The organism is Rhizobium sp. 42MFCr.1 (genome assembly GCF_000377185.1).
Classification (GTDB): domain Bacteria; phylum Pseudomonadota; class Alphaproteobacteria; order Rhizobiales; family Rhizobiaceae; genus Rhizobium; species Rhizobium altiplani.
Map to the genome: position 1 here is coordinate 247,673 of NZ_KB897822.1, position 20,446 is coordinate 268,118.

22 protein-coding genes and 1 pseudogene are annotated in these 20,446 nt (G+C 58.8%); 14 read left to right on the top strand and 9 right to left on the bottom strand.

What is annotated here, in order from left to right:
* Positions 1-237: 237 nt before the first annotated feature.
* Together C934_RS31720 and C934_RS0108155 are read right to left on the bottom strand one after the other, a co-directional pair.
* A complete protein-coding gene (locus C934_RS31720; RefSeq protein ID WP_018856219.1) occupies positions 238-525 on the bottom strand; it encodes a hypothetical protein in 288 nt (95 codons plus the stop codon).
* Positions 522-1,061 carry a cytochrome c oxidase subunit 3 gene (locus tag C934_RS0108155; RefSeq protein ID WP_018856220.1) on the bottom strand — a complete coding sequence of 180 codons (540 nt, stop codon included), beginning with the start codon at positions 1,059-1,061 and terminating at the stop codon, positions 522-524. The genes C934_RS31720 and C934_RS0108155 overlap by 4 nt, the downstream gene beginning before the upstream one ends.
* Positions 1,062-1,358: 297 nt before the next feature.
* Here C934_RS0108155 and C934_RS35090 point away from each other — a divergent pair, with 297 nt between their 5' ends.
* The 4 genes from C934_RS35090 to C934_RS0108175 all read left to right on the top strand — a co-directional run bounded on the left by C934_RS35090 (position 1,359) and on the right by C934_RS0108175 (position 4,728).
* On the top strand, positions 1,359-1,514 hold the full coding sequence (locus C934_RS35090) for a hypothetical protein (protein WP_018856222.1): 156 nt from the start codon (positions 1,359-1,361) through the stop codon (positions 1,512-1,514).
* Positions 1,515-2,012: a hypothetical protein gene (locus C934_RS0108165; protein ID WP_018856223.1), complete on the top strand. Its 498-nt coding sequence runs from the start codon at positions 1,515-1,517 to the stop codon at positions 2,010-2,012. It abuts the gene before it with no gap.
* A 430-nt stretch (positions 2,013-2,442) separates the two neighbouring features.
* The gene (locus tag C934_RS0108170; RefSeq protein WP_018856224.1) at positions 2,443-2,760 is read left to right on the top strand and encodes a hypothetical protein; all 318 of its coding nucleotides are present in this window, start codon (positions 2,443-2,445) and stop codon (positions 2,758-2,760) included.
* A 456-nt stretch (positions 2,761-3,216) separates the two neighbouring features.
* The gene (locus C934_RS0108175; RefSeq protein WP_018856225.1) at positions 3,217-4,728 is read left to right on the top strand and encodes a mechanosensitive ion channel family protein; all 1,512 of its coding nucleotides are present in this window, start codon (positions 3,217-3,219) and stop codon (positions 4,726-4,728) included.
* A gap of 248 nt (positions 4,729-4,976) precedes the next feature.
* Here C934_RS0108175 and C934_RS31730 read toward each other — a convergent pair whose 3' ends face one another.
* Positions 4,977-5,630: an iron-containing redox enzyme family protein gene (locus C934_RS31730; protein ID WP_083929833.1), complete on the bottom strand. Its 654-nt coding sequence runs from the start codon at positions 5,628-5,630 to the stop codon at positions 4,977-4,979.
* A 168-nt stretch (positions 5,631-5,798) separates the two neighbouring features.
* Here C934_RS31730 and C934_RS0108185 point away from each other — a divergent pair, with 168 nt between their 5' ends.
* The 8 genes from C934_RS0108185 to C934_RS0108225 all read left to right on the top strand — a co-directional run bounded on the left by C934_RS0108185 (position 5,799) and on the right by C934_RS0108225 (position 14,535).
* A complete protein-coding gene (locus C934_RS0108185; protein ID WP_018856227.1) occupies positions 5,799-5,990 on the top strand; it encodes an aroma-sacti cluster domain-containing protein in 192 nt (63 codons plus the stop codon).
* A gap of 38 nt (positions 5,991-6,028) precedes the next feature.
* Positions 6,029-8,686: an adenylate/guanylate cyclase domain-containing protein gene (locus C934_RS0108190; protein ID WP_083929834.1), complete on the top strand. Its 2,658-nt coding sequence runs from the start codon at positions 6,029-6,031 to the stop codon at positions 8,684-8,686.
* Positions 8,687-9,412: 726 nt separating this feature from the next.
* Positions 9,413-10,123: a c-type cytochrome gene (locus C934_RS0108200; RefSeq protein ID WP_051085577.1), complete on the top strand. Its 711-nt coding sequence runs from the start codon at positions 9,413-9,415 to the stop codon at positions 10,121-10,123.
* Positions 10,120-11,379: a c-type cytochrome gene (locus C934_RS0108205; RefSeq protein WP_018856231.1), complete on the top strand. Its 1,260-nt coding sequence runs from the start codon at positions 10,120-10,122 to the stop codon at positions 11,377-11,379. Before C934_RS0108200 ends, C934_RS0108205 begins: the two co-directional genes overlap by 4 nt.
* Before the next feature lie 7 nt (positions 11,380-11,386).
* Positions 11,387-11,554, top strand: a complete 168-nt coding sequence (locus C934_RS35095; protein WP_018856232.1) for a hypothetical protein — start codon at positions 11,387-11,389, stop codon at positions 11,552-11,554.
* Complete coding sequence (locus C934_RS0108215; RefSeq protein ID WP_018856233.1) at positions 11,554-12,111, top strand: cytochrome c oxidase subunit II; 558 nt, start codon at positions 11,554-11,556, stop codon at positions 12,109-12,111. Before C934_RS35095 ends, C934_RS0108215 begins: the two co-directional genes overlap by 1 nt.
* Complete coding sequence (locus tag C934_RS0108220) at positions 12,101-13,723, top strand: b(o/a)3-type cytochrome-c oxidase subunit 1 (RefSeq protein ID WP_018856234.1); 1,623 nt, start codon at positions 12,101-12,103, stop codon at positions 13,721-13,723. The genes C934_RS0108215 and C934_RS0108220 overlap by 11 nt, the downstream gene beginning before the upstream one ends.
* A complete protein-coding gene (locus C934_RS0108225) occupies positions 13,723-14,535 on the top strand; it encodes a c-type cytochrome (protein ID WP_018856235.1) in 813 nt (270 codons plus the stop codon). The genes C934_RS0108220 and C934_RS0108225 overlap by 1 nt, the downstream gene beginning before the upstream one ends.
* A 255-nt stretch (positions 14,536-14,790) precedes the next feature.
* Here C934_RS0108225 and C934_RS0108230 read toward each other — a convergent pair whose 3' ends face one another.
* From C934_RS0108230 to napE, 6 genes are read right to left on the bottom strand one after another with little or no spacing between them, the layout of a single operon-like run.
* Entirely contained in the window at positions 14,791-15,504 is a 714-nt protein-coding gene (locus C934_RS0108230) for a NapC/NirT family cytochrome c (RefSeq protein WP_162763480.1), read from the bottom strand.
* 5 nt (positions 15,505-15,509) lie between these two features.
* Positions 15,510-16,013: a nitrate reductase cytochrome c-type subunit gene (locus C934_RS0108235; RefSeq protein WP_037089420.1), complete on the bottom strand. Its 504-nt coding sequence runs from the start codon at positions 16,011-16,013 to the stop codon at positions 15,510-15,512.
* Positions 15,980-18,487 (bottom strand): periplasmic nitrate reductase subunit alpha, encoded by a 2,508-nt coding sequence (gene napA, locus C934_RS0108240; RefSeq protein WP_018856238.1) that lies wholly within the window; start codon positions 18,485-18,487, stop codon positions 15,980-15,982. Before napA ends, C934_RS0108235 begins: the two co-directional genes overlap by 34 nt.
* A complete protein-coding gene (locus C934_RS0108245; protein ID WP_018856239.1) occupies positions 18,462-18,749 on the bottom strand; it encodes a chaperone NapD in 288 nt (95 codons plus the stop codon). Before C934_RS0108245 ends, napA begins: the two co-directional genes overlap by 26 nt.
* On the bottom strand, positions 18,742-19,242 hold the full coding sequence (locus C934_RS33585) for a ferredoxin-type protein NapF (protein ID WP_083929835.1): 501 nt from the start codon (positions 19,240-19,242) through the stop codon (positions 18,742-18,744). The genes C934_RS0108245 and C934_RS33585 overlap by 8 nt, the downstream gene beginning before the upstream one ends.
* Before the next feature lie 7 nt (positions 19,243-19,249).
* A complete protein-coding gene (gene napE, locus C934_RS0108255) occupies positions 19,250-19,444 on the bottom strand; it encodes a periplasmic nitrate reductase, NapE protein (protein ID WP_018856241.1) in 195 nt (64 codons plus the stop codon).
* Positions 19,445-19,708: 264 nt separating this feature from the next.
* Here napE and petA point away from each other — a divergent pair, with 264 nt between their 5' ends.
* Positions 19,709-20,284 (top strand): ubiquinol-cytochrome c reductase iron-sulfur subunit, encoded by a 576-nt coding sequence (gene petA, locus C934_RS0108260; RefSeq protein ID WP_018856242.1) that lies wholly within the window; start codon positions 19,709-19,711, stop codon positions 20,282-20,284.
* Positions 20,285-20,297: 13 nt separating this feature from the next.
* Positions 20,298-20,446, top strand: a pseudogene (locus tag C934_RS34600) (cytochrome b); the annotation flags it as partial.

Genomic DNA, 20,446 nt, shown 5'->3' on the forward strand with positions numbered 1-20,446 from the left:
ATTACGCATTGTTGGTGAGGTCTGGGCTCGGTAGCGGGCGTCATAGAAGGCAGCCGGATGTCGACAGACCGACTTTGCCGGGCTGGACACCGGGAAGACGTCGAAGCCCGATCCGACGGGCCGCGCCGTCGATCGCAAAATAGCGTCACGTCATTGCGAGGGCACCTGCGCCGGCACCGACCCGATTGCCCTTGCCGCGCTCGACGGATCGCTTTGTCTGCTCTGGACCAGTGCGATCTAGAAAAACGTGCCGGAAGCGAGGGTCTTCAGCAATGCCATGGAAAGGATGGTCACCGCCCATGCAATCAAGGCTGGGTAAATCGGCGAACGGCGACCGCGAAGTCCGAGGAAATCGGCAGCAACCAACCTGACCTTTGCGATCGCAACAACGACCACAAGCGCCATAAACGCCTGTCTTGATGCGACGCCCAGATACGTCGATCCGATGACAATGCATCCGGTGAGCGCGAAGAGATAGGCAAGCGCCTTGGTCGGACGTGCGGAAGTCCGGTTTTCGATTTTCATAGAAGGTAGACCAGTGGAAACATTACGAGCCACACAATGTCGATGACGTGCCACAGGGTCGTCATCAGATGGACGTTCTCACGTGAAGGGAAGCGAGCTATCAAGGCGAGCACGCAAGAGCCGAAAAGCACGTGCGCCAGGTGGAAGCCCGTTATCAGCACATAGAGCGTCGAGAACGCGTCGTTTGAAAGAAGCGACGCTCCCTCCTGACCGTACTCATGGATCTTCAGGGCAGTGAAGAGAAACCCTCCTGCCGCAGCTGCGAGCAACAATAGCCGCCGCCCCAACAATCTCGTTTGCCGGGCGGCCATTGCGGCAAACCAACCGCTTGCAAGCAGGACGACGGTGTTTGCTATGGGTATGGTGGTGTCCAGCCTTGCCCTGCCTGCGAGGAAGTCCTCCGGACTAATCCAGGAGGCTATCACAAACGCAGCCAGGAGAGCCCCGAACGAGGCCAGTTCGCTCCAGGCAAGAATCCAAACAAGCAGGTCGCCACTTCCAGGCTCCGCGAGATCGTCTGATGTCGTCGAGGTCATGCGCCCTCGATAGGCAATGGATCTGCTTTCTTCTTTGAGGAAACGCAAAAACCCTAGGATCCTCGCATCAGCGGCCAATTCAGCCGGCAAGGTTTTGTTTACCAAGACATGAGACCTTGGTGCCGTCCTCGATGATATCCGGGACGGCAATGGCTGGCATTTCGTATTGAGTAGCCAGCCCGTTCCCCCAATTCTTCTTGCACCTTCCGTCGCTTCCGGGCCTGCTGTTGTCTCTTTGATCGATCTCAAAGACGTCTGTTCTCGACCGGCCTATGGTCCGGTTCAAAGGAGAACATGATGACCGACGCCCAGATCGGACTTTCCATAGCCACCCCTGTGATCGTCATTTTCGCAATCACGCTCTACCGCATGGGCGTCCTGCAGCGGACGGGCGTCGTGTCAGCCGTCCTTGCCGCCGTCGCGATCGCCGCAAGCCTCTTTCTGCAAAGGTAGATGGCGATCATGCAAATGCCGAACAAATTCACCGAGCTCGAGGCGTGCTACGGGCAGCTTGTATCGTGGTGCGACCTTCTGGAAGCGATTGCCGATTTTCTTCCCTGCCACGTAGACGAGAGGCTGTGTGACACCGTAACGGGCGGCCTGATCCCGCTGCTCCAGGCAACCCATGGCCTGGAGGAACATGTTGTTTCTGCGTCACTGCATGCAATCATGCCGGACCACGATCGCGTGGAGGCCGAAAATAGAAGATCCACCGAACGCCTGTTCGACATGGATGCCGCGCAAGAGGTTGTCGACGTCCTGCTGGCTTTGAAGAACGGCGACTGCAGGCTGTCGTGGGATGCCATCGGATATCTCCTGCGATCGTTCTTCTGCTTGATGCGGCGACGCATCAAGGCCGAACGGGAAATCGTAGGGCAGATCCGGAAAGCACTTGCGCGACATGAGGGCATGACCGTTCTGGACGCACAGCGCGCGACTGAGATCGTCTAAGTGCGTCTGTTTGAATAGTAAGCTTCGGGGTGATTGTGATGTCGTCGCCGGCAACCATGTAAAGGCGGAACCGACGCCACCCTCGAACAACTCGGCAATTGGGCCGCCAATCTTCAACCGGGCCACGAATCAATCGCCTCATCTGTGATATCCGCCCAAAATCCTCCTTTCGAATTGTAGCGGCGCGCGATCAGGCAACCGGGGCCTGGCGGGTGCAGCCTGAACTTGAACCGGGTGACTACGCCGAAGTTGCCGCCGCAACAGAGCCGAACGATCTGTTGTTGTCTGGAGCAATAGAGCGACGTAGCCGCACCGCTTGCAGCGGGTTAGAATAGCTGCCGATGTTCAAGAGATTCCTCATGGAACGGGAAGATCGCCCCGGAAAGGCTTGGCTTTCCCGGTTCGTTGCTGGGCGAGCGGAAGCAGAACGATGGTATTTCGGCCATCAAGCATCACCGACGCCAACGGCGAAGGATTGCCGCGCGGCCTTGGTGAATTACATGCCGAAGTTGACGCTCCACTACGACCGCGCCTGCAGGCGATCGACGATCCAACCATGACACTCTCGCGACTGACCGATCTATTTCTTTTGCCGCCGTTGTATTCCAGGAGCGGTTCCTTTCCGACGCTTTACACTGCCGTCTACCGCCCCGTGGAAGGGAGAGTGGACTATATCTGGCCCGGCAAGCACTGGTCCCAAAGTTTCGAGGATTTCGAAGAAGACGAGTATATGCACAGCTATGGCTAGCCACTCACTCCTTCCACAGCGACAGTTCTGCCACCGAACAATCAGCAGCAGTCGCCAACGCTCTGGGCGGATATATCGTGTCTATCTTCGCGCATATCGACGGCACATGGCTGGCGTGTTGGCGAGGAGACTGACTGAGTGGGCTTCGCAACTGCGCTGCCCCGTCCATAAGCTTGCCAGCCCCCCAGAATCTTGCCGCCGGCGGTCGAGGTGTCGTTCGCCTTCTTCCACTTCGTGTCGCAGGTCGCGGCGTTGCCGACATGTGTTTTCGTGGCTCTCTCCCCGGGGATGGCTTGGTCTTCTTGGGCAGGTTCATGGTGGCTTCCGCGGTCCCGGATGATGTTGCCGGGGCCGCAGACTTGCGACGCAGTTGCGTGCGCGAGGGAATAGTGCTTTTGAAAACAGAAAGGTCGAGAAGTTCGCGACGGGCTGAGATTTTAGACAAGGTCACGGTTGATGCTATCGTATTCTGATCAGTTCGCCAGTCTGCTGAAAGAGCCTGTTGTCCAGTTTGCCATCCTGGTACTTCTGAGAATGCTCGCGATGCCATTGACGGGCGATCGCGTAATTGGACGGCTCGCGGCCAACATCGTATTTTTCGTCGCCCTAACGGCTTTGCTCCTTTACCATAGAATTCCGCCGTATGCGCCTGATATAACTGCGGAAACGGTGGCTGATCGGATCGGCTCCGGGATCCTCAAAGCGATCTGGTGGATCGGAGGAGCGATGCTCCTTGCCAGTTTGGTCCGCACGTTTTTGACACTCGAACGGAAACCGAGGGAAGGGCGACTTCTGCAGGACCTGGTAGTGGGGATTGTCTATCTTGGCGCCGCGTTGAGCATCATCGCATACGTCTTCAGTTTACCAGTGGGCACCCTCATCGCCACCTCCGGTGTGTTCGCTATCGTTTTGGGTCTGGCTTTGCAAAGTACCCTCAACGATGTTTTTTCCGGCATTGCGCTGAATCTCGGAAAGCCCCTGTCCGTAGGTGACTGGATCAGATTGGAAGACGACACGCAAGGAAGCGTTGTGGAAACCAACTGGCGGTCCACCGAACTCCTTAGCGGCACCAACGACCTCATCATTGTGCCCAATAGCGTCCTCGCCAAGAGCCGGATAGTCAACATCAGTAGTCCGGACAACACACACGGCTCAACCTTGAAATTCAAGCTGGCCCCGACCAAGCCGCCATCAGTAATCCTCCAGACCATGGAACGTGTACTGTTGAGCAGTAATGCGATCATGAAAACGCCTCCTCCCACCGCGAATTTTACGGCGATGGATGCGAATTATCTGGAGATCGAACTGTCATTTCGGGTGGCGGAACGCAGTCAACTGCCTCGTGCTCGAAACGAATTATACGATCTCGTCTTTCGTCACACCGAGGCGTCAGGTCTTCAGCTTGCCTCCGACGGAGGAGCTACCAGGGTAGTCCTCACCCAGGAGACACCCGAGATGAGTGTCCAACGACAAACGTCAAGGCGGCGTCTTCTGGATGCGATTTCTCTGTTTTCCTCTCTGACAAGCGAGGAACGAGAAGAGTTGGCCTCCGCCATGAACAAGCTGTCGTTCAAAGAAGGCGATATCGCCGCCCATCGGGACACCTCGCTGACGTCGCTGATGATCCTTCGAAACGGTGTGATGACAGTCGAGGAGATTGAGGATGGCCAAACCATCGAGCTTGAACGCCTTGCTCCGGGTGATGTCTTCGGTGAGCGCGGGGTGCTGATGGGAGCACTGGAGCCGGGTGATATCAAGGCGATCACAGCCGCCATAGTATATGAGATTCCCAAGGAACGGCTCGCCGCGATCATGCGAGAACGTCCCGCCATTGCGGAAGAACTGGCGATGCTACTGTCCGCTCGGTCGAAAGCGGAGGAACGCTTGCACATGGCGAACCATCTTTCTCCCCTGCAACATGCGTCGTCGGTATCGGCAAGGATAAGGCATTTGTTTGGTCTTGGATGACGTGTCTATCCTGAACCCCTATTCGACCGTGGTCCTGGAGGGACGACGGCGCAGCTTACGCAATTGATCCATCCGACCACGCCGCTCACAAGGCAGCGAAATGAACACCCTGAAACATGCGACCGCGTTGCTCTCGGCAGTGAAACAGTGCCCAAACTGGGATTTGTTGAGCAGTGGTGCGAGGTCGACGTCGCCAGGATCTTTGTGTTCCGTGGCGGAGGACGGTGATCTTCGTCTTTGGGGCCGGGTTATTGCAGCCGGGTGACGCATTCAGCAAATCCGATGCAGGCGCTCATCGCGGAAATCCCCATCAATGACAGATGGCTCTCCGACAACGGCAGGGAATCGATGAACTCGTCCAATTCCTTCACATGCTGCGGGTCAAGTTCACCATGCATCCTGTATGTCCGGAAAAGGGCTTTGGGGAGCCCTGTCCGGCGTTCGAGGTCATCGTATACCTCGGTGGTTCCCGGATCGCTCTCCAGCATGAGGATATAGCCAAGCAACCCAACAGGGTGATGATGATAGATCCAATAATACTGGCATCCGACAAACGCGGCGGTCGTCGGCAGCGGGATCCGGTTCAGTATCTCGTCCTTGGAAAACCCTGCCGCGCTCAGGTCTTCGAGCGTCCAGTCATCGTGGTCTTTCTCCTCGTCGATATGGTGCTGAAAATAGCTCGCTAGCGGATCGCGAAGCGGGTCCCCGATCGGAAGCTTCAAGGCCTCGGAGCGAGCAGCCTCCATCAAGGGGACGCTCGCCCGGATGACCTGATGCAGCAGGATCAGATATTCCGGAAAGAGCCGGGCAATGTCGGGGCTGCTCCAAAGCGCGTCGAGGGATCTAACGAGATGCCCGTTGGTCATCGCCATTCTGAGCCGAAGCCGATCACTCGTTTCCATTGTAAAATCCCCATTGGCCGATCGCTGATCGACGCTTCGAAAGAAGTAAGGAAATGGAGCCAACAACAACGTTCAACTTATATTAGTTATGGCTCAAAGAGCATCGAAAGTGTATAGTTGAATTGCTGGGGTGCTGGAATTTCATCTTGCTTCTGAGGGGAGACGACTATGGCTTCCGCGAATTACGAAAAGCTCAAGCAAGCCAAGGTTTTCGACGACGAACAACAGATGGCGGACGAGCAAAAGAAGCAGCTTGAGGATCTGACCCCGCAGGAGGTCAAGGCGCTGATCGACATCAAGGCGAAACTCGACAAGTTCGAGTGGCCGATTAAGACCGTCAAGAAGCCGACAATGCTGTAAGCACAGACCTCAACCCAATATAAGCTCGATTGACGCAAATGCCTGCTTTGCCCCGCAGACTTGATCATTCCGAGTGGGTTACCTTGATGTTTACGGACATCGAGGGGTCGACCTTGCTCGTCCAAAATCATTCCGAGGTCTTCTTCGAAGTGGTGGATCGCCACTTCGAGATCCTCAGGGAAAAAACGGTATCCAACGGCGGCAAGGTAGTGGTTGTGCACTCCGATGCCTTTTTCGCGTCTTTCGACAATGCGGACGACGCCTTTCGCGCCGCAGTCGAAGTCCAGAGAGCATTGTCCGAGGAAGATTGGCCCGACGATGTCGTTCTCAAGGTCAGGATCGGTCTCCATACCGGCGAGGTGTACCCTGTTTCCGACACGAGCATCGGTTACGTGGGAATTGACGTACACCGCGCAGCCCGCATTTCTGAAGCCGCGAGTGGCGGACAAATTCTCATGTCCAGTTCCACCATGGCCGAGTTGGACAAAGACAAAATCGCCGAGAAGGGCAGCGTTCGTTTCCTTGGCAGCCATCGCCTGAAAGACCTTTCGTTTCCAGAGCATCTCTACGAAATCCAGATAGCCGGACTGTCGGTGGAATTCCCTCCCATAAAGTCCATCGACAACCACCCTACCAACCTTCCAAAGGCGACCAACAGCTTTGTCGGCCGCCAGAGTGATATCTCGGCAATCACCAGCCTTTTGACGAGCGACCAGAGGCTGGTGACGCTCGCGGGTCCGGGCGGCGCAGGTAAGACGCGGCTGGCCATCGAGACGGCGTACAGGCTTGTTCCTGTCTATGGTGATGGTGTTTTCATGGTGTCGTTGGGTGCTGTCGCGAAACCCAGCCTATTCTTGCCTGTTGTTGCACAAACGCTGGGAGTGCCGGAATACCGCGGGCGCACGGTCCTGGAAGGACTGACCCATTTCATGACAAAACGACACCTTCTGCTCCTTATCGACAATTTCGAGCACCTCATCGAAGCCGCTGCCGATCTTAAGAAGCTGCTCGGTATCTGTCCCAGGCTGGATGTTCTGGTGACCACCCGCGAGCCCCTTAGGTTCGCAGAGGAGGTGGTCTATCCAGTCGCCCCGATGCAGCTTCCTGACGCAACTGCCCATGAGGCAGTCAGTCAGTCCGATGCCGTGCAATTGTTTGCGGAGCGAGCACGAGCCGTGAAGCGCGACTTCGTTCTCGACGAACGCACTGTGCCGTTGGTTGCCAATATTTGCAGACGTCTGGACGGTCTTCCTTTGGCGATTGAACTGGCCGCGTCAAGGCTGCGGATACTGACGCTTGCCGAACTGTCGGGCCGCCTTGACCAGAGCCTGTCCATCATCGGGAAAGCTCATTACGACGACGACCAGAGGTACACGACATTGAGCGAAGCAATCTCCTGGAGCTATCGCCTGTTGAATCCCGACGAGCAACGTTGTTTCGCAAGGATGTCGGTTTTCAGGGGCGGTTTCAGCCTGGCAGCAGCCGAGCACCTGTGTGGCGATCAAACGCGACCCGACCTGCCGGTTGTCGATATCCTGATTTCCCTGTGCGACAAGAGCCTTCTCACGACGAATACAGCTGGCGGGAGTTCGCGTTTTTCCATCCTGGAGACAATCCGGCAGTTCGCCCTGGCAAAGTTGCAGGAATTTGGCGAACTCGATTCCAGCAAGGATGCCCACGCGATCTACTATCTGCAATTCGTCGAGCAAGTGTCACCTGGATTGGTGGGTCCGGACCAACGGCGGCTGGTCGGAGAACTCCAGATGGAAATGGACAACATCCGGGCGGCCCTTGGCTGGAGTTTGGAGCGCGCGGATTTCGACCATATCTGTCGATACCTGCAAGCAGTGCTGTGGTATCTGATCCCAAGGGCCCAATTCACTGAAGGGCTCATGTGGACAGATCGGGCCTTGGCCATCGCTTCGGGTATCAAGGGTACGCGAGAGTTCGCGATCCTGAATGACGTTGCCGGTTGGTTCAAATTGATTTCCGGCGATTACGCGGGTGCCGTGCCGAACTTCGAAGTCGCGCACGAAATTTTCAAATCCCTCGGTCGCGCCGAGGATGTTGCCCGCACCATGATCACGCTCGGAGCAACCATGGCGGCCACCATAGAGAGCGACACCGGGCCGAGCATGGTTATTGCCGCCCTGGATGAGTGCAAGAAGCTCGAAGACTGGCACTCCGCCGCAATTGCCCTTATCGCTCTGGGAGAAGGCGCGCGTGGTGGCGGTGACATGCAGTCGGCGGCGGAGTGTTACGAAGAAGCCCTGACGCTCATGCGGCGATCAGGTGACCAATATTGGATGGGCGCGCTTCTGCTGAATATGTGCCATGTCTGCATCAGCAACGGCGATGTTGGGGCCGCCAGGCAGTACCTGCGCGAGGCGATCCAGCTGGCGACCGAATTTGACTACACCATGATGATCAATCTCTACGTTGCCCTTGCAGGAGAGATCGCCTTGAAGGAATCGAACTTCGACGATGCCGCAAGGCTGTTCGGAGCGGTAACCACGATGCTGCATCGGGTCGGCGTCACATTCGAGTTTGCCGATCAGGTCGAGTTCGACAAGGCGATTGAGTTGACAACGGCGCATCTGGGTGCTGAGCGTTACGGCGAACTGCACGCGGAAGGGATGTCTTGGGATAAAACCGGGGCGCTCGCGTTCGCGCATGGAATTTCGCATCAAGAATAAGGTTGCGACTGACCTCGCGTGCCACTTATTCGAAGTCTTTGATGTAGGCACGTACTGTCGCAACGTCCCCATTCGATACGGCAAATATGGCGTCACAGGTCTGACAAGGCTGACAGCGCCGGGACGTCGCTTCATATTCCCCGTCATCGATACGACCGCGTCTGGAGATCACTTTTTTCGCACCATTCCAGCGCTTCCTTCACGCTTTGCAACCGTATTCGTCCCGCTTCATGTGCTGCTCCCGGAGAGGACGAAGCACCGACGCACTTGCGGTCGATTGAGGAAGTCGCGTCCGCCTGTTTCAAGCGTGTCGGAAACCCGCCAGGCAGCGATGCGAAATCAAATTCAACCAGAGCTTGGACTTGCCCATCAAATCGTCAGGGCGACCGTCGGTCGGCGTGGTTACATTGCGCAGAAGGCTTGCGAGCGCATCAACATGAAGCGCTGCCGAGGCAGCCGTGGAACGCGTCTTTGGGGTACGCCGCGTCGCCAAATACATCTCTACGGCTTGCCATCTCGGCAGCCGTGGCGAAGCGCGGCTTCGTTGGCAAAGTCAGCTAAAGAAACTCTGCCCTTAAGCGACAAAACTGCTTTGACCAAGTTCTTTGGCTAGCTGACCGACGGCCCACTGAAAAGCTATACCTCGACACACTTGACAGGCGCCTTCGCGCGATATCCTATCGCATCACGATTTTTAGCTAAGTGCGATGCTGTGGGGTGAAGCTGGTGTTCGTACGAGGGGTTTTCCTTGCAAGCTGTCTGAGCCTCTTGAGCGCGGTGGCGTCTGCTGAGGAGGCCTATCCTCCCGACATGGCCGACCGTGTCCAGGCCTGTACACCCTGTCACGGGGAGCAGGGAAAGGGTACGAACGATCCGTATTTCCCACGGCTTGCCGGCAAGCCCGCCGGATATCTCTACAACCAGCTGGAAGCGTTCAAATCGGGCAGGCGGAAATATCCGCCAATGAACTATCTCCTCGCGTTCCTGACGGACGACTATCTGCGGCAGTTTGCGGCATATTTCGCCGATCAGCGGCCGGCGCTTCCCGAGAAGCCGCCAACGGATGCCAGCGCGGCAGTGCTTGATCACGGGCATGCGCTTGTGACGCAGGGCGACCTGGACCGCTCTATTCCGGCTTGCGTGAGCTGTCACGGCGGCTCCCTGACTGGCCAGGAGCCTGGTATTCCGGGCCTTCTCGGTTTGCGCGCCAGTTACATCAGCGCTCAGCTCGGAGGATGGCGCTATGGCACACGCACCGCCACTGCGCCCGACTGCATGCAGCTCGTCGCTGGACGTTTGACGGAAGACGATGTTCGAGCCGTCGCAGCTTATCTCGCCAATCAGGCTCAGCCCGCCGATCCTGCGCCATCTGCCGCCGGCTCTTATTCGTTGCCCTTCGCGTGCGGCAGCCAGCCCGAGAAGGGGAGGACGCCATGAGCGCGCGTTTTCGATTTTCAACCGCTCTTGCCGTGTCATCGATGTTGGCGATAGCCGCAACGCTGGTGCCGGCTGCTGCGCAGTCGCCGCAATCGGGCGATGTCGTCAAAAAGGGAGAGTATCTGGCGCGAGCCGGGGACTGCGTCGCATGCCATACGGCGCCCGAGGGCAAATTATTTGCTGGGGGTCGTTCGATGCCCACGCCTTTCGGCACGTTGTATACTTCGAACATCACGCCCGATGCCGAAACGGGCATCGGGAAATGGTCGGCCGACGATTTCTACAGGACCATGCACAGCGGAAGGTTCCCGGACGGCGGTCTCCTCTATCCGGCGATGCCTTTTGCCTCCTACACAAAGGTCACGCGCGACGACAGCGATGCGATCTTCGCCTATTTGAAGACGATTGCGCCCGTGCGCCAGACGAACCGGCCGCATGACCTGCAATTCCCATATAACAACAGGTCTCTGATCCTCGGCTGGCGAACTCTCTTCTTCAATGAGGGCGAGTTCAAGCCGGATCCAAAGCAGTCCGATGAGTGGAACCGGGGAGCCTATCTCGTGGAGGGGCTTGGCCACTGTGGCATGTGCCATACGCCCATCAACGCACTCGGCGGGAGTCGCGAGTCCGAAGCGTTTCAGGGCGGCTTGATTCCGATGCAGGACTGGTATGCTCCATCACTGACATCGAACAAGGAAGCAGGCTTGGGCGACTGGTCGATCGAGGAGATCTCGGATCTTTTGCAGAAGGGAATATCGACCCGCGGAGCGGTCTACGGGCCGATGGCCGAAGTCGTGTACAACAGTCTTCAGTACATGACCGACGAGGACACGCGCGCGATGGCCGTCTATCTGAAAAGCATCGCGCAGGATGAACCTTCCCCGCCAAAACCTTCCGTCAGGACCGAAGAGGCAAGCCTCCTCATCAGTCTCGGGAAGACCGTCTATGACAAGCACTGCGCGAGCTGTCATGGGGCAGAGGGCGAAGGAAAGCCTCCTCATTACCCGCCGCTAGCCGGAAACCAGTCGATCCAGATGGAATCGGCCGTAAATGGTATTCGCATGGTTCTTAACGGCGGATATCCGCCGGCTACCGCCAAGAACCCCATGCCGCATGGCATGCCGCCATTTGCCGTCACGCTTTCCGACGACGAGGTCGCCGCCGTAGCATCATATATCAGGACGGCATGGGGCAACCGTGGCACCCCGGTCAGCGCCGCCGAGGCGAACAAGCTTCGATCTGCTCCACTGCAATGAGGACGACATGATCAATCCTGACGAGCCTGCCCATATCCCCGACGACCGGATGGTCGAACGCATTGTCGCTGAAGGGCCACGAGGAGCAGTTGTTGTGGCCGGGATTGCGACCGCCGCCGTCGTTGCAATGTGGGTCTTGTTTTATCTGCTTGTGTTCGTGCCCCGGAGCGTCTGATGAGCGATGTTCACAACGAAGCGGCGGCGGTCGCTGAGCGCGTCGAACGGCGCTGGGCGACCGTTGCGATCTTGATTATTGTGTTTTTGGCGGGGATGGCGGCGTTCGCCGGGATACATCAGGCGACCATGCCGCAGACAGCGGTCGAAACCATCGACCCGACCACGATCCATCTCCAGGGCGAGTTCATTGAATCCAATCTGGGCAGCGCGGTTGAGCAGGATGGCTCCGTGACGGTAAGGGTGATCGGCCAGCAGTATTCGTTCTCTCCGCCCTGCATCATCGTTCCAACTCAGACCCCGGTTACCTTCAGGGCCACCAGCGCCGACGTCGTGCATGGCTTCCTCATCCAGGGCACAAACATCAACACGATGCTCGTTCCTGGCTATGTATCGGTTCAGAAGGCCAGCTTTGACCAACCCGGTGAACACCTCATGCCATGCCAGGAGTTCTGCAGTGTTGGCCACGAAGGCATGTGGGCGAAAGTGAAGGCCGTCGACAAGCAGCAGTTCCTTTCGGAAATTGCGGACAAGAGGAGGCTTTCCTGTGCTCCATAATCGCAGGCTAATTCTCGCGCACTTCTGGCTCGCCTTCGCGACCTTTGGCGTTGCCCTGCCGCTCGGCGCCTGGCAGATGTACGTCCGCAGTCCGCTCTCCCCCTGGATCAGCAATCCTGAATGGTATTACCGTTCCCTGACCGCTCATGGCACGGTGATGGGTTATGTGTTCCCAACGCTTGTCGCAATGGCCTTCGGCTATGCGATCAGCGAGGCTTCCCTGAAACAGGCCCTCGTTGGAGTCCGCTGGGCCTGGACCGGTTTTTGGCTGATTGCGGTCGGCGCTGTCATCGCGATGATCCCCGTGTCCCTTGGTCGGGCGTCAGTGCTTTACACCTTCTACCCGCCTTTGATCGGAAGCGCGCTCTACTATATCGGCGTGGTGATGGTCGTTGTCGGCTCCTGGATCTGGGTGGCTCTCATGTCCATCAATCTGAGGGTTTGGAAAAGGGCCAATCCGGGCGCTCCAGTGCCACTCGCCATGTTTGCGAACGTGGCCGGCTCGTATCTATGGGCATGGACCGCCGTCGGCGCCGCCCTGGAGCTACTGCTGCAAATCATCCCGGTTGCGCTCGGGTTCAAATCGACCATCGACGCCGGTCTTGCGCGCGTGTTCTTCTCGTGGACATTGCACGCAATCGTCTATTTCTGGCTCATGCCGACCTATATCGCCTACTACACGATTGTTCCGCGGGCGATCGGCGGTCGCGTCTTCAGCGACACCATGGCGCGTATCTCGTTCATCCTTTTTCTCGTGGTTGCCATGCCGATCGGCATCCACCACGCCTTCGCCGACCCTCAGGTCGGTGCGGGCTTCAAGTTCATCCATTCCACTTTCACCGCCCTGGTCGCACTTCCAACGCTGCTGACGGTCTTCACCATACTGGCGTCTGTGGAAATCGCGGCGCGTGCGCGAGGGGGCAGGGGCGCCTTCGGCTGGCTGACCGCGCTCCCCTGGCGCAACCCCATGATGCTGGCGGTGACATTCTCCTTCATCATGCTCGGCTTTGGCGGGGCCGGGGGGCTCATAAACATGAGCTACCAGCTCGACGCGTCGATCCACAACACGCAGTGGATCACCGGACACTTTCATCTCATTTTCGGCGGCGCGATCGTCATTATGTATTTCGCCATCGCTTATGACCTGTGGCCCCATCTGACGGGACGTCCTCTCGTCAGCCTTGGTCTGGTCAGGCTTCAGCTCTGGCTCTGGTTCATCGGAATGATCGTCACGACTTTCCCATGGCACTATGTCGGGATTCTCGGCATGCCGCGCCGGATGTCCTTCTTCGACTATACGGATCCGGCTCTTGCGAACGAGGCGGTTTCGGTCGTGCTCTCGGCAATTGGCGGGTTCATACTCGTTGCCTCGGGTATTCTTTTCCTTGTCGTTCTTATCCGCTCGCATCTCGCTTCGCCAAGCCAGCCGGAGGAGTATCGGTTCGCGCTGGCCGTCCATCCTACCACCAGAGTTCCTGCGGCCCTGAACAGCTACGGTCTTTGGGTTGGCCTGATGGTAGCACTGACGATCACGAACTATGGATATCCGATCCTTCAACTTGCCATACGCAATGACACCTCCGTGCCGGCGGTATATGTGGGAGAAAGGTGATGAACGGCGACAGGCTGACCAGCTTTCGGAACCGGTGGACGCTGACCAGCGTCCTCGTCACAGCCGCAATCTTTGTTGTCGCCGCGCTATTGGGCTTTGTGCTGCTTCCGCGCCTTGACGCAAGGGAGCAGGTGGTGGGCTTATGGGATACCATCTGCCGGGCGGCCGGGTTGCCGCAGCGCGGAGAAGCTTCTGAACCCGTGCAGCCAGGTTACAAGACTTCTCTTGTGAAGATTGCAACCGCAGTTTCGCGAACTCGCAACGAGGAGGCGATAGGGAGAGGGGCCACGCTTGCGCAGCAATGCGCCATCTGTCACGGCCCCACAGGCATAAGCCGCGCAGACTCCCCGAATCTGGCCGGCCAGTATGCAAGCGTGGTCTATAAACAGCTTCGCGACTTCAAGGACGGCGTTCGTGTCAATGCTGTCATGAGCCCGTTCACGGCGAAACTGACCGAGCGGGACATGCAGGACCTTGCCGCATACTACGCCTTCTTGCCGCGACTGCCGGGCTTTCATCCCGCCGGGGCCAATCCGGCCCCGCGCATCGTGATCAGCGGCGCGCCAACGAGAGGAATCGCGCCCTGTGGTTCGTGTCATGGCACTATTGAAAACAAGCTGGGCAGTCCGTGGCTCGAGGGCCAGTCCGAACTTTACCTCAAGACCCAGCTCCAGGCCTTCGTATCTGGCTCGCGGCAGAACGACATCAGCAGTCAGATGCGCAACGTTGCGCGCGCGATGACGCCCGAAGAGATTGAAGAGGCAGCCCGGTACTACGCAAACCAGCCGCCGCCCTATCTGTCCACCGAATGAACCGATCCGTCGCAGTGTCGTCAAAATGCCGGTGATTCGAACGGTGCTTGAATGGCGACTGTCATCTCGTTCGATCGCGCCTTGTGGTTACACGCCACGTGAAGAAAAACGACCGATAAAACATTTCCTCTCATGGGGGAGGGCGAGGTCCTCACCGCGATCGAGTTCGGCTGTCAGTCACTCGGCGGAAGGCCGTCTCATCCACTTGCCGTCCTTCCAATGAATGGCCACTTCGCGTGCGGTTTCCGCGGCAGATCAATCAACCATCTGCGAGGAGGCGGATGCATGCGCTCTGGCTATGGCATCCTGCAGATCCTCGATCGGCGTCGATCTCGTCATCGCATTGCCTTCCAGCTCTTTCGGCATCTTCCAGCCGGGGTCGACGCCTTCCATGTTTGGAAGCTCATGGGCGATCCCTTTGTGGCAGTCGATACAGGTTGCCTGTCCAGATAGCAGATATCGGGTGTGAATCTCGGCAGCCCGCTGCGTCTGCTTCTGCAGATCCATTGCCACCGCGGTGTGGCAGTTGCGGCATTCCAGGCTGTCGTTGGCCTTCATACGCGCCCATTCGTGCTGTGCCAACTCCAACCGCTTCTCCAGGAATTTGGGCCGCGTATTGATCGTGCCGAATATCTTGCCCCACACCTCCTTGGATGCCTGCATCTTGCGAGCGATCTTGTCGGTCCATTGATGCGGCACGTGACAGTCCGGACAGGTGGCCCTGACGCCTGAGCGGTTCGAGAAGTGAATCGTGCGAGACAGTTCCTGGTAAACATTGTCATGCATCTCATGACAGGAGGTACAGAACTTCTCGGTATTGGTGAGTTCCAGCGCCGTATTGAACGCGCCCCAGAACATCACGCCGCCAATGAAACCGCCGAGCGTCAGGACGCCGAGCCCAATCGTGGCCGCAGGCGTCGTCAGGATCGACCAGGCCCAGACAATCGCTTTCTTGATCCATGAGATCATCGGCGTCACTCGCTTCCGGCAGGCTTGACGCCCATTTCGCTCATATCCCTGAACAGGTTGTTCACCAGCGGACGCACGTCCGCCTGCGGCACGTGGCAGGCGGTACAGAAGTATCGCCGTGGCGAGACATCCGCGAGCATCTGGCCGTCACGGGTCATGTAGTGTGTCACGCTGATCATCGGCGCACCGGAGTCCTGGGTGAACTCGCGCTTGTGGCAGGAAAGGCATCGGTTCGCGTTCACCGAGAGCTCGTATCCCTCGATCGAATGAGGGATCACTGGCGGCTGGTCGGGATAGGCGCGCATCCTGCGGCGGTCGTCCACGATCCACTTCGGCAGTGGCGCCGCCGGGCCGATCGCCATCGACGGCACTCGCCCGACCAGTTGCGGTGCTGTTTCCGGCAATACCTGGGCAATCGTGGCCGTCGCGACGAAAAGCAGAATACCCGCCGTGACCAGCATCCAATCAGGCCGCCTCAAATGGCGACGGGGAGAATCTTGACCGCGCATTTTTTGAAATCCGTCTGTTTTGAGATGGGATCGGTGGCGTCGAGAGTAACCTTGTTGATCAGTTGGCTTGCATCGAACCAGGGAACGAAGATGACGCCGGGCGGCATGCGGTTTCGCCCGCGCGTCTCGACACGCGACCGGATCTCGCCGCGACGTGACACAATCCGCACTTCCGCACCCTGGTTGATGCCGCGCTTGCGGGCGTCCTCCGCGTTCATGAATACCCGTGCACCCGGGAATGCCTTGAAGAGCTCGGGAACGCGCAATGTCATTGAACCCGAATGCCAGTGTTCCAGCACACGGCCAGTCACCAGCCAGACGTCAAACTCATCATCCGGGGCCTCCGCCGGCGGCTCGTAGGGTACGGCCAGGATGACCGCCTTGCCGTCCGGCTGGCCGTAGAAGTTCACGCCTTCGCCAGGTTTTACGAAAGGATCAAAGCCCTCGCGATAGCGCCACAGCGTCTCCTGGCCGTTGACCACCGGCCAACGCAGCCCGCGCACCTCGTGGTACATGTTGAAGGGTGCGAGATCGTGGCCGTGTCCGCGCCCGAAGGTGGCATATTCCTCAAACAGGCCTTTCTGAATGTAGAAGCCAAAGGCCTTCGCTTCCTGATTGTCGTAGTCGGCATTGAGTTCGCTGAGGGGAAAGCGGTCGACCTCGCCATTGCGGAAGATCACGTCAAACAGGCTCTTGTCGCGATATTCCGGATTGGCGTCGAGGATATCGGCGGGCCAGACCTCGTCGGTCTTGAAGCGCTTGGAGAATTCCGCGATCTGCCAGAGGTCCGACCGTCCCTCTCCGGGGGCTTGGACAAGCTGGCGCCAGAGCTGGGTGCGGCGCTCGGCATTGCCGTAGCCGCCCTCTTTCTCAACCCACATCGCAGCCGGCAGGATCAGGTCGGCGCTCATCGCCGTGATCGTCGGATAGGCATCGGAGACGACGATGAAGTTGTCCGGGTTTCGGTATCCCTGCCAGGTCTCGTTGCTCGTGTTGGGTGCTGCCTGGATATTGTTGTTGACCTGCACCCAGTAGAAATTGAGCTTTCCATCCTTCAGCATGCGGTCCTGCTGAACGGCGTGGTAGCCCGGCTTTTCCGGGATGATGCCATGCGGGATGCGCCAGATTTCCTCGGCACGCTTGCGGTGCTCGGGATTGGTAACGGTCATGTCGGCCGGGAGGCGATGGGCGAAGGTGCCGACCTCGCGCGCGGTACCGCACGCCGACGGCTGCCCGGTCAGTGAGAAGGGACTGTTGCCGGGTTCCGATATCTTACCGGTCAGCAGGTGTATGTTGTAGACCATCTGGTTCGCCCAGACGCCGCGCACATGCTGGTTGAAGCCCATCGTCCAGAGCGACATGACCTTGCGTTCCGGATCGGCGTAGAGTTCCGCCAACTGCTCCAGGAAGCCTGCATCAACGCCGCTCAGCTCAGCTGCCTTTTCCAGCGTGTACTCGGACACGAATTTCTTGAAGGCGGCAAAGTCAATTGGCTCCATCTTCGCCGGGTCGGTCGCATTGGCAGCCTTCAATTCCAGCGGATTATCCGGCCTCAACCCGTAACCTATGTCGGTAACGCCGCGGGCAAACCGCGTATGCCGATCCACGAAGTCCTGGTTAACCCGCCCGGTCTGGATGATGTGGTTCGCGATGTAGTTGAGGATTGCCAGGTCCGACCCCGGCTTGAAGATCATCGGTATGTCCGCGAGATCCATGCTGCGGTGGGTAAAGGTGGATAGAACCGCAACCCTGACATGGGGGTGACCGAGACGACGGTCGGCGACGCGGGTCCACAGGATTGGATGCATTTCCGCCATATTCGAGCCCCAGAGCACGAAGGCGTCAGCATGCTCGAAATCGTCATAGACGCCCATCGGCTCATCCATGCCGAAGGTGCGCATGAAGGCGTAGGCCGCCGAGGCCATGCAGTGGCGAGCGTTCGGATCGAGATTGTTGGAGCGCAGGCCGGCGCGCATCAGTTTCGTCGCTGCGTAGCCCTCGAAGATCGTCCACTGGCCGGAGCCGAACATGCCGACGGCCGTCGGTCCCTTCTCCTTCAGCACCTTCTTGCATTGCTCGGCCATCACGTCGAACGCCTCGTCCCAGGTGATCGGTTCGAACTCGCCGTCCTTGGCATAGGCGCCGTTACGCTTGCGCAATAGCGGCGTCTTCAGCCGGTCTTCGCCGTACATGATCTTGGAAAGGAAATATCCCTTGATGCAGTTCAGGCCGCGATTGACCTCGGCCTGCATGTCGCCATGGGTGGCGACCACCTTGCCATCCTTCACGCCGACCATCACGCCGCAGCCGGTGCCGCAGAAGCGGCAGGGTGCCTTGGACCATTTGATCTCGAGCGCCTCGACGCCGCCTGGTACCGGCTGAGCGGCGGCAGGTAGTGCTATGCCGGCGGTCGCCGCGGCGATGCCGGCGGCGTGGGCCTTCAGGATGTCACGCCGCGTCAGTGTTCCGGTCATCGCTTCGCATCTCCTCTGTCTCGACGTGCTCGAAAACCATGCTCGCCGTGATCACCCCATCAAGCAGCGAAATGCGCGTCAGGCATTCGCCTAGCATGCCCGTATTCGTTCCCTCGATCACGACGACGATCTTGCCGCCGCCGTGGCCATGGACTTCGACATTCTCCATCCCGGCGATTGCAGCCAGGACGTCTTCGGTTCGCGCCGGCACCGTCGCGATCACCGCGCTGGAAATATGATAGCGCTGCGGCTGCTCAGACATCGGCGGCCTCCGCTTGGCGGGCCTGAAGGCCGATGGCGCTGACCGGGCATATGCTGAGGCACGCGCCGCAACCGCTACAGAGCGCTTCCTTCAATTCCGGGACGAACGGGCCGCCCATCCGCGGGCGGAAGCGGATCGCCTGCTCGGGACAGCATTCGCCGCACGACTGGCAGGCGACGTCGCGCTTCGCGAGACAGTCGTCGCCGACAACCGCGACATGCGGGAAACGATCGGCTTTCGCGGTCAAAAAGACGGGTTCGGGACAGACCGAGCTGCATTCGCCGCAGAAGGTACATTCGCCAAAAGCGAAATCGATCGAAGGCATCCCCTCCGAAAGCCGGATGATGCCGGTCGGACATCGTTCGGCGCAAAGCCCGCATCCCGTGCACGCGTTGAGGCTTTCGGCCGTCGCCCCAGGAGGACAGATGCCGATATTTCTTTTGGCAGGTCGGCCGAAAAACAGCGCTCGACGTGAGATGGGCTCTGTCCGCATGACGCCCTCAATGACCCGCAGGCGGCCCCGGCGGGCCGTAAATGATCTGGAACATCCAGACGAGGAAGCCGTATCCACCGACGACGCCAACGGCGACGAGCGGCCAGATTCCAAAGGCCAAGACGAGGAAAGCAAGGAGTTCGACCCGCCGCCGTCCGCGGGGGTTTATTTCCTTCGGAGCTTTGTCGATCAGGTCGGTCATGGCGGCTCCCCCACGGCAAAAATCGTAGCACACGTTTTTGGAGACGCAAAGTCTCAATTGCACTTCCTCCTGCGTGCAGGACTGCAGGAAAGTTGAGCTGTATTGCCGGGGCGGCCGGGCGAGCGCAGCCGATCTTTGAGGGAGCGCAAATACCGGGAGCGCCCTTCGACCTATGGAGGTCATAATCGCTGTTCAGCCGCTTGCTTAAGCAAAGGGGACGCCAGTCGGCGAAGCGATCGATCCAAGCGTCGAAAGGTCAAACGCGTGACAGACAGCACAGAGCAAGAAACCGTAAACGAGCCGACTCGCCGTGATTTCCTTTATCTCACCACAGGCATGGCGGGGGCGGTTGGGGCCGTTGCGGTTGCATGGCCGTTTATCGACCAGATGCGTCCGGATGCTTCGACGTTGGCGCTGGCCTCGATCGAGGTTGACGTTTCCAGCCTCGAGCCGGGAATGTCGCTGACGGCCAAGTGGCGCGGCAAGCCGATCTTCATCCGCAACCGTACGCCCGAGGAAGTGAAGGCTGCCGATGAGGTGCCGCTTTCCGACCTGAAGGACCCGGTGGCGCGCAACGCCAACCTGCCGTCCGACGCGCAGGCGACCGGCGTCGACCGTTCGGCCGGCAAGGACAAGGAAAACTGGATCGTCATGATCGGCTCGTGCACCCATCTCGGCTGCATCCCGCTCGGCCAGGCCGGCGAATACAATGGTTGGTTCTGTCCCTGCCATGGCTCGGTCTACGACACGGCCGGCCGCATCCGCAAAGGTCCGGCGCCGCAGAACCTGGCGATCCCGACCTATTCGTTCGTTTCCGATAAAGTAATCAAGATCGGTTGAGGGGGACTGATTTATGAGTGGCCATTCCAGCTACGAGCCATCAACCGGCCTTGAGAAGTGGATCGATGCGCGCCTGCCTTTGCCGCGCATGGTCTATGACAGTTTCGTCGCCTATCCGGTTCCGCGCAACCTGAACTATGCCTACACCTTCGGCGCCATGCT

Bases quoted from the DNA above. Each gene is read 5' to 3' on its own strand.
- C934_RS35095 (WP_018856232.1), top strand. From the start codon at position 11,387: ATGATCAATCCTGACGAGCCTGCCCATATCCCCGACGACCGGATGGTC.
- C934_RS0108175 (WP_018856225.1), top strand. From the start codon at position 3,217: ATGCTATCGTATTCTGATCAGTTCGCCAGTCTGCTGAAAGAGCCTGTT.
- napA (WP_018856238.1), bottom strand. From the start codon at position 18,487: ATGACCGGAACACTGACGCGGCGTGACATCCTGAAGGCCCACGCCGCC.
- C934_RS0108230 (WP_162763480.1), bottom strand. From the start codon at position 15,504: ATGATCTCATGGATCAAGAAAGCGATTGTCTGGGCCTGGTCGATCCTG.
- C934_RS0108215 (WP_018856233.1), top strand. From the start codon at position 11,554: ATGAGCGATGTTCACAACGAAGCGGCGGCGGTCGCTGAGCGCGTCGAA.
- C934_RS0108155 (WP_018856220.1), bottom strand. From the start codon at position 1,061: ATGACCTCGACGACATCAGACGATCTCGCGGAGCCTGGAAGTGGCGAC.
- C934_RS0108165 (WP_018856223.1), top strand. From the start codon at position 1,515: ATGGCGATCATGCAAATGCCGAACAAATTCACCGAGCTCGAGGCGTGC.
- C934_RS0108225 (WP_018856235.1), top strand. From the start codon at position 13,723: ATGAACGGCGACAGGCTGACCAGCTTTCGGAACCGGTGGACGCTGACC.
- napE (WP_018856241.1), bottom strand. From the start codon at position 19,444: ATGACCGACCTGATCGACAAAGCTCCGAAGGAAATAAACCCCCGCGGA.
- C934_RS0108245 (WP_018856239.1), bottom strand. From the start codon at position 18,749: ATGTCTGAGCAGCCGCAGCGCTATCATATTTCCAGCGCGGTGATCGCG.
- C934_RS33585 (WP_083929835.1), bottom strand. From the start codon at position 19,242: ATGCGGACAGAGCCCATCTCACGTCGAGCGCTGTTTTTCGGCCGACCT.
- C934_RS0108185 (WP_018856227.1), top strand. From the start codon at position 5,799: ATGGCTTCCGCGAATTACGAAAAGCTCAAGCAAGCCAAGGTTTTCGAC.
- C934_RS35090 (WP_018856222.1), top strand. From the start codon at position 1,359: ATGACCGACGCCCAGATCGGACTTTCCATAGCCACCCCTGTGATCGTC.
- C934_RS0108190 (WP_083929834.1), top strand. From the start codon at position 6,029: ATGCCTGCTTTGCCCCGCAGACTTGATCATTCCGAGTGGGTTACCTTG.
- C934_RS0108170 (WP_018856224.1), top strand. From the start codon at position 2,443: ATGGTATTTCGGCCATCAAGCATCACCGACGCCAACGGCGAAGGATTG.
- C934_RS31730 (WP_083929833.1), bottom strand. From the start codon at position 5,630: ATGGAAACGAGTGATCGGCTTCGGCTCAGAATGGCGATGACCAACGGG.
- C934_RS31720 (WP_018856219.1), bottom strand. From the start codon at position 525: ATGAAAATCGAAAACCGGACTTCCGCACGTCCGACCAAGGCGCTTGCC.
- C934_RS0108235 (WP_037089420.1), bottom strand. From the start codon at position 16,013: ATGCGCGGTCAAGATTCTCCCCGTCGCCATTTGAGGCGGCCTGATTGG.
- C934_RS0108205 (WP_018856231.1), top strand. From the start codon at position 10,120: ATGAGCGCGCGTTTTCGATTTTCAACCGCTCTTGCCGTGTCATCGATG.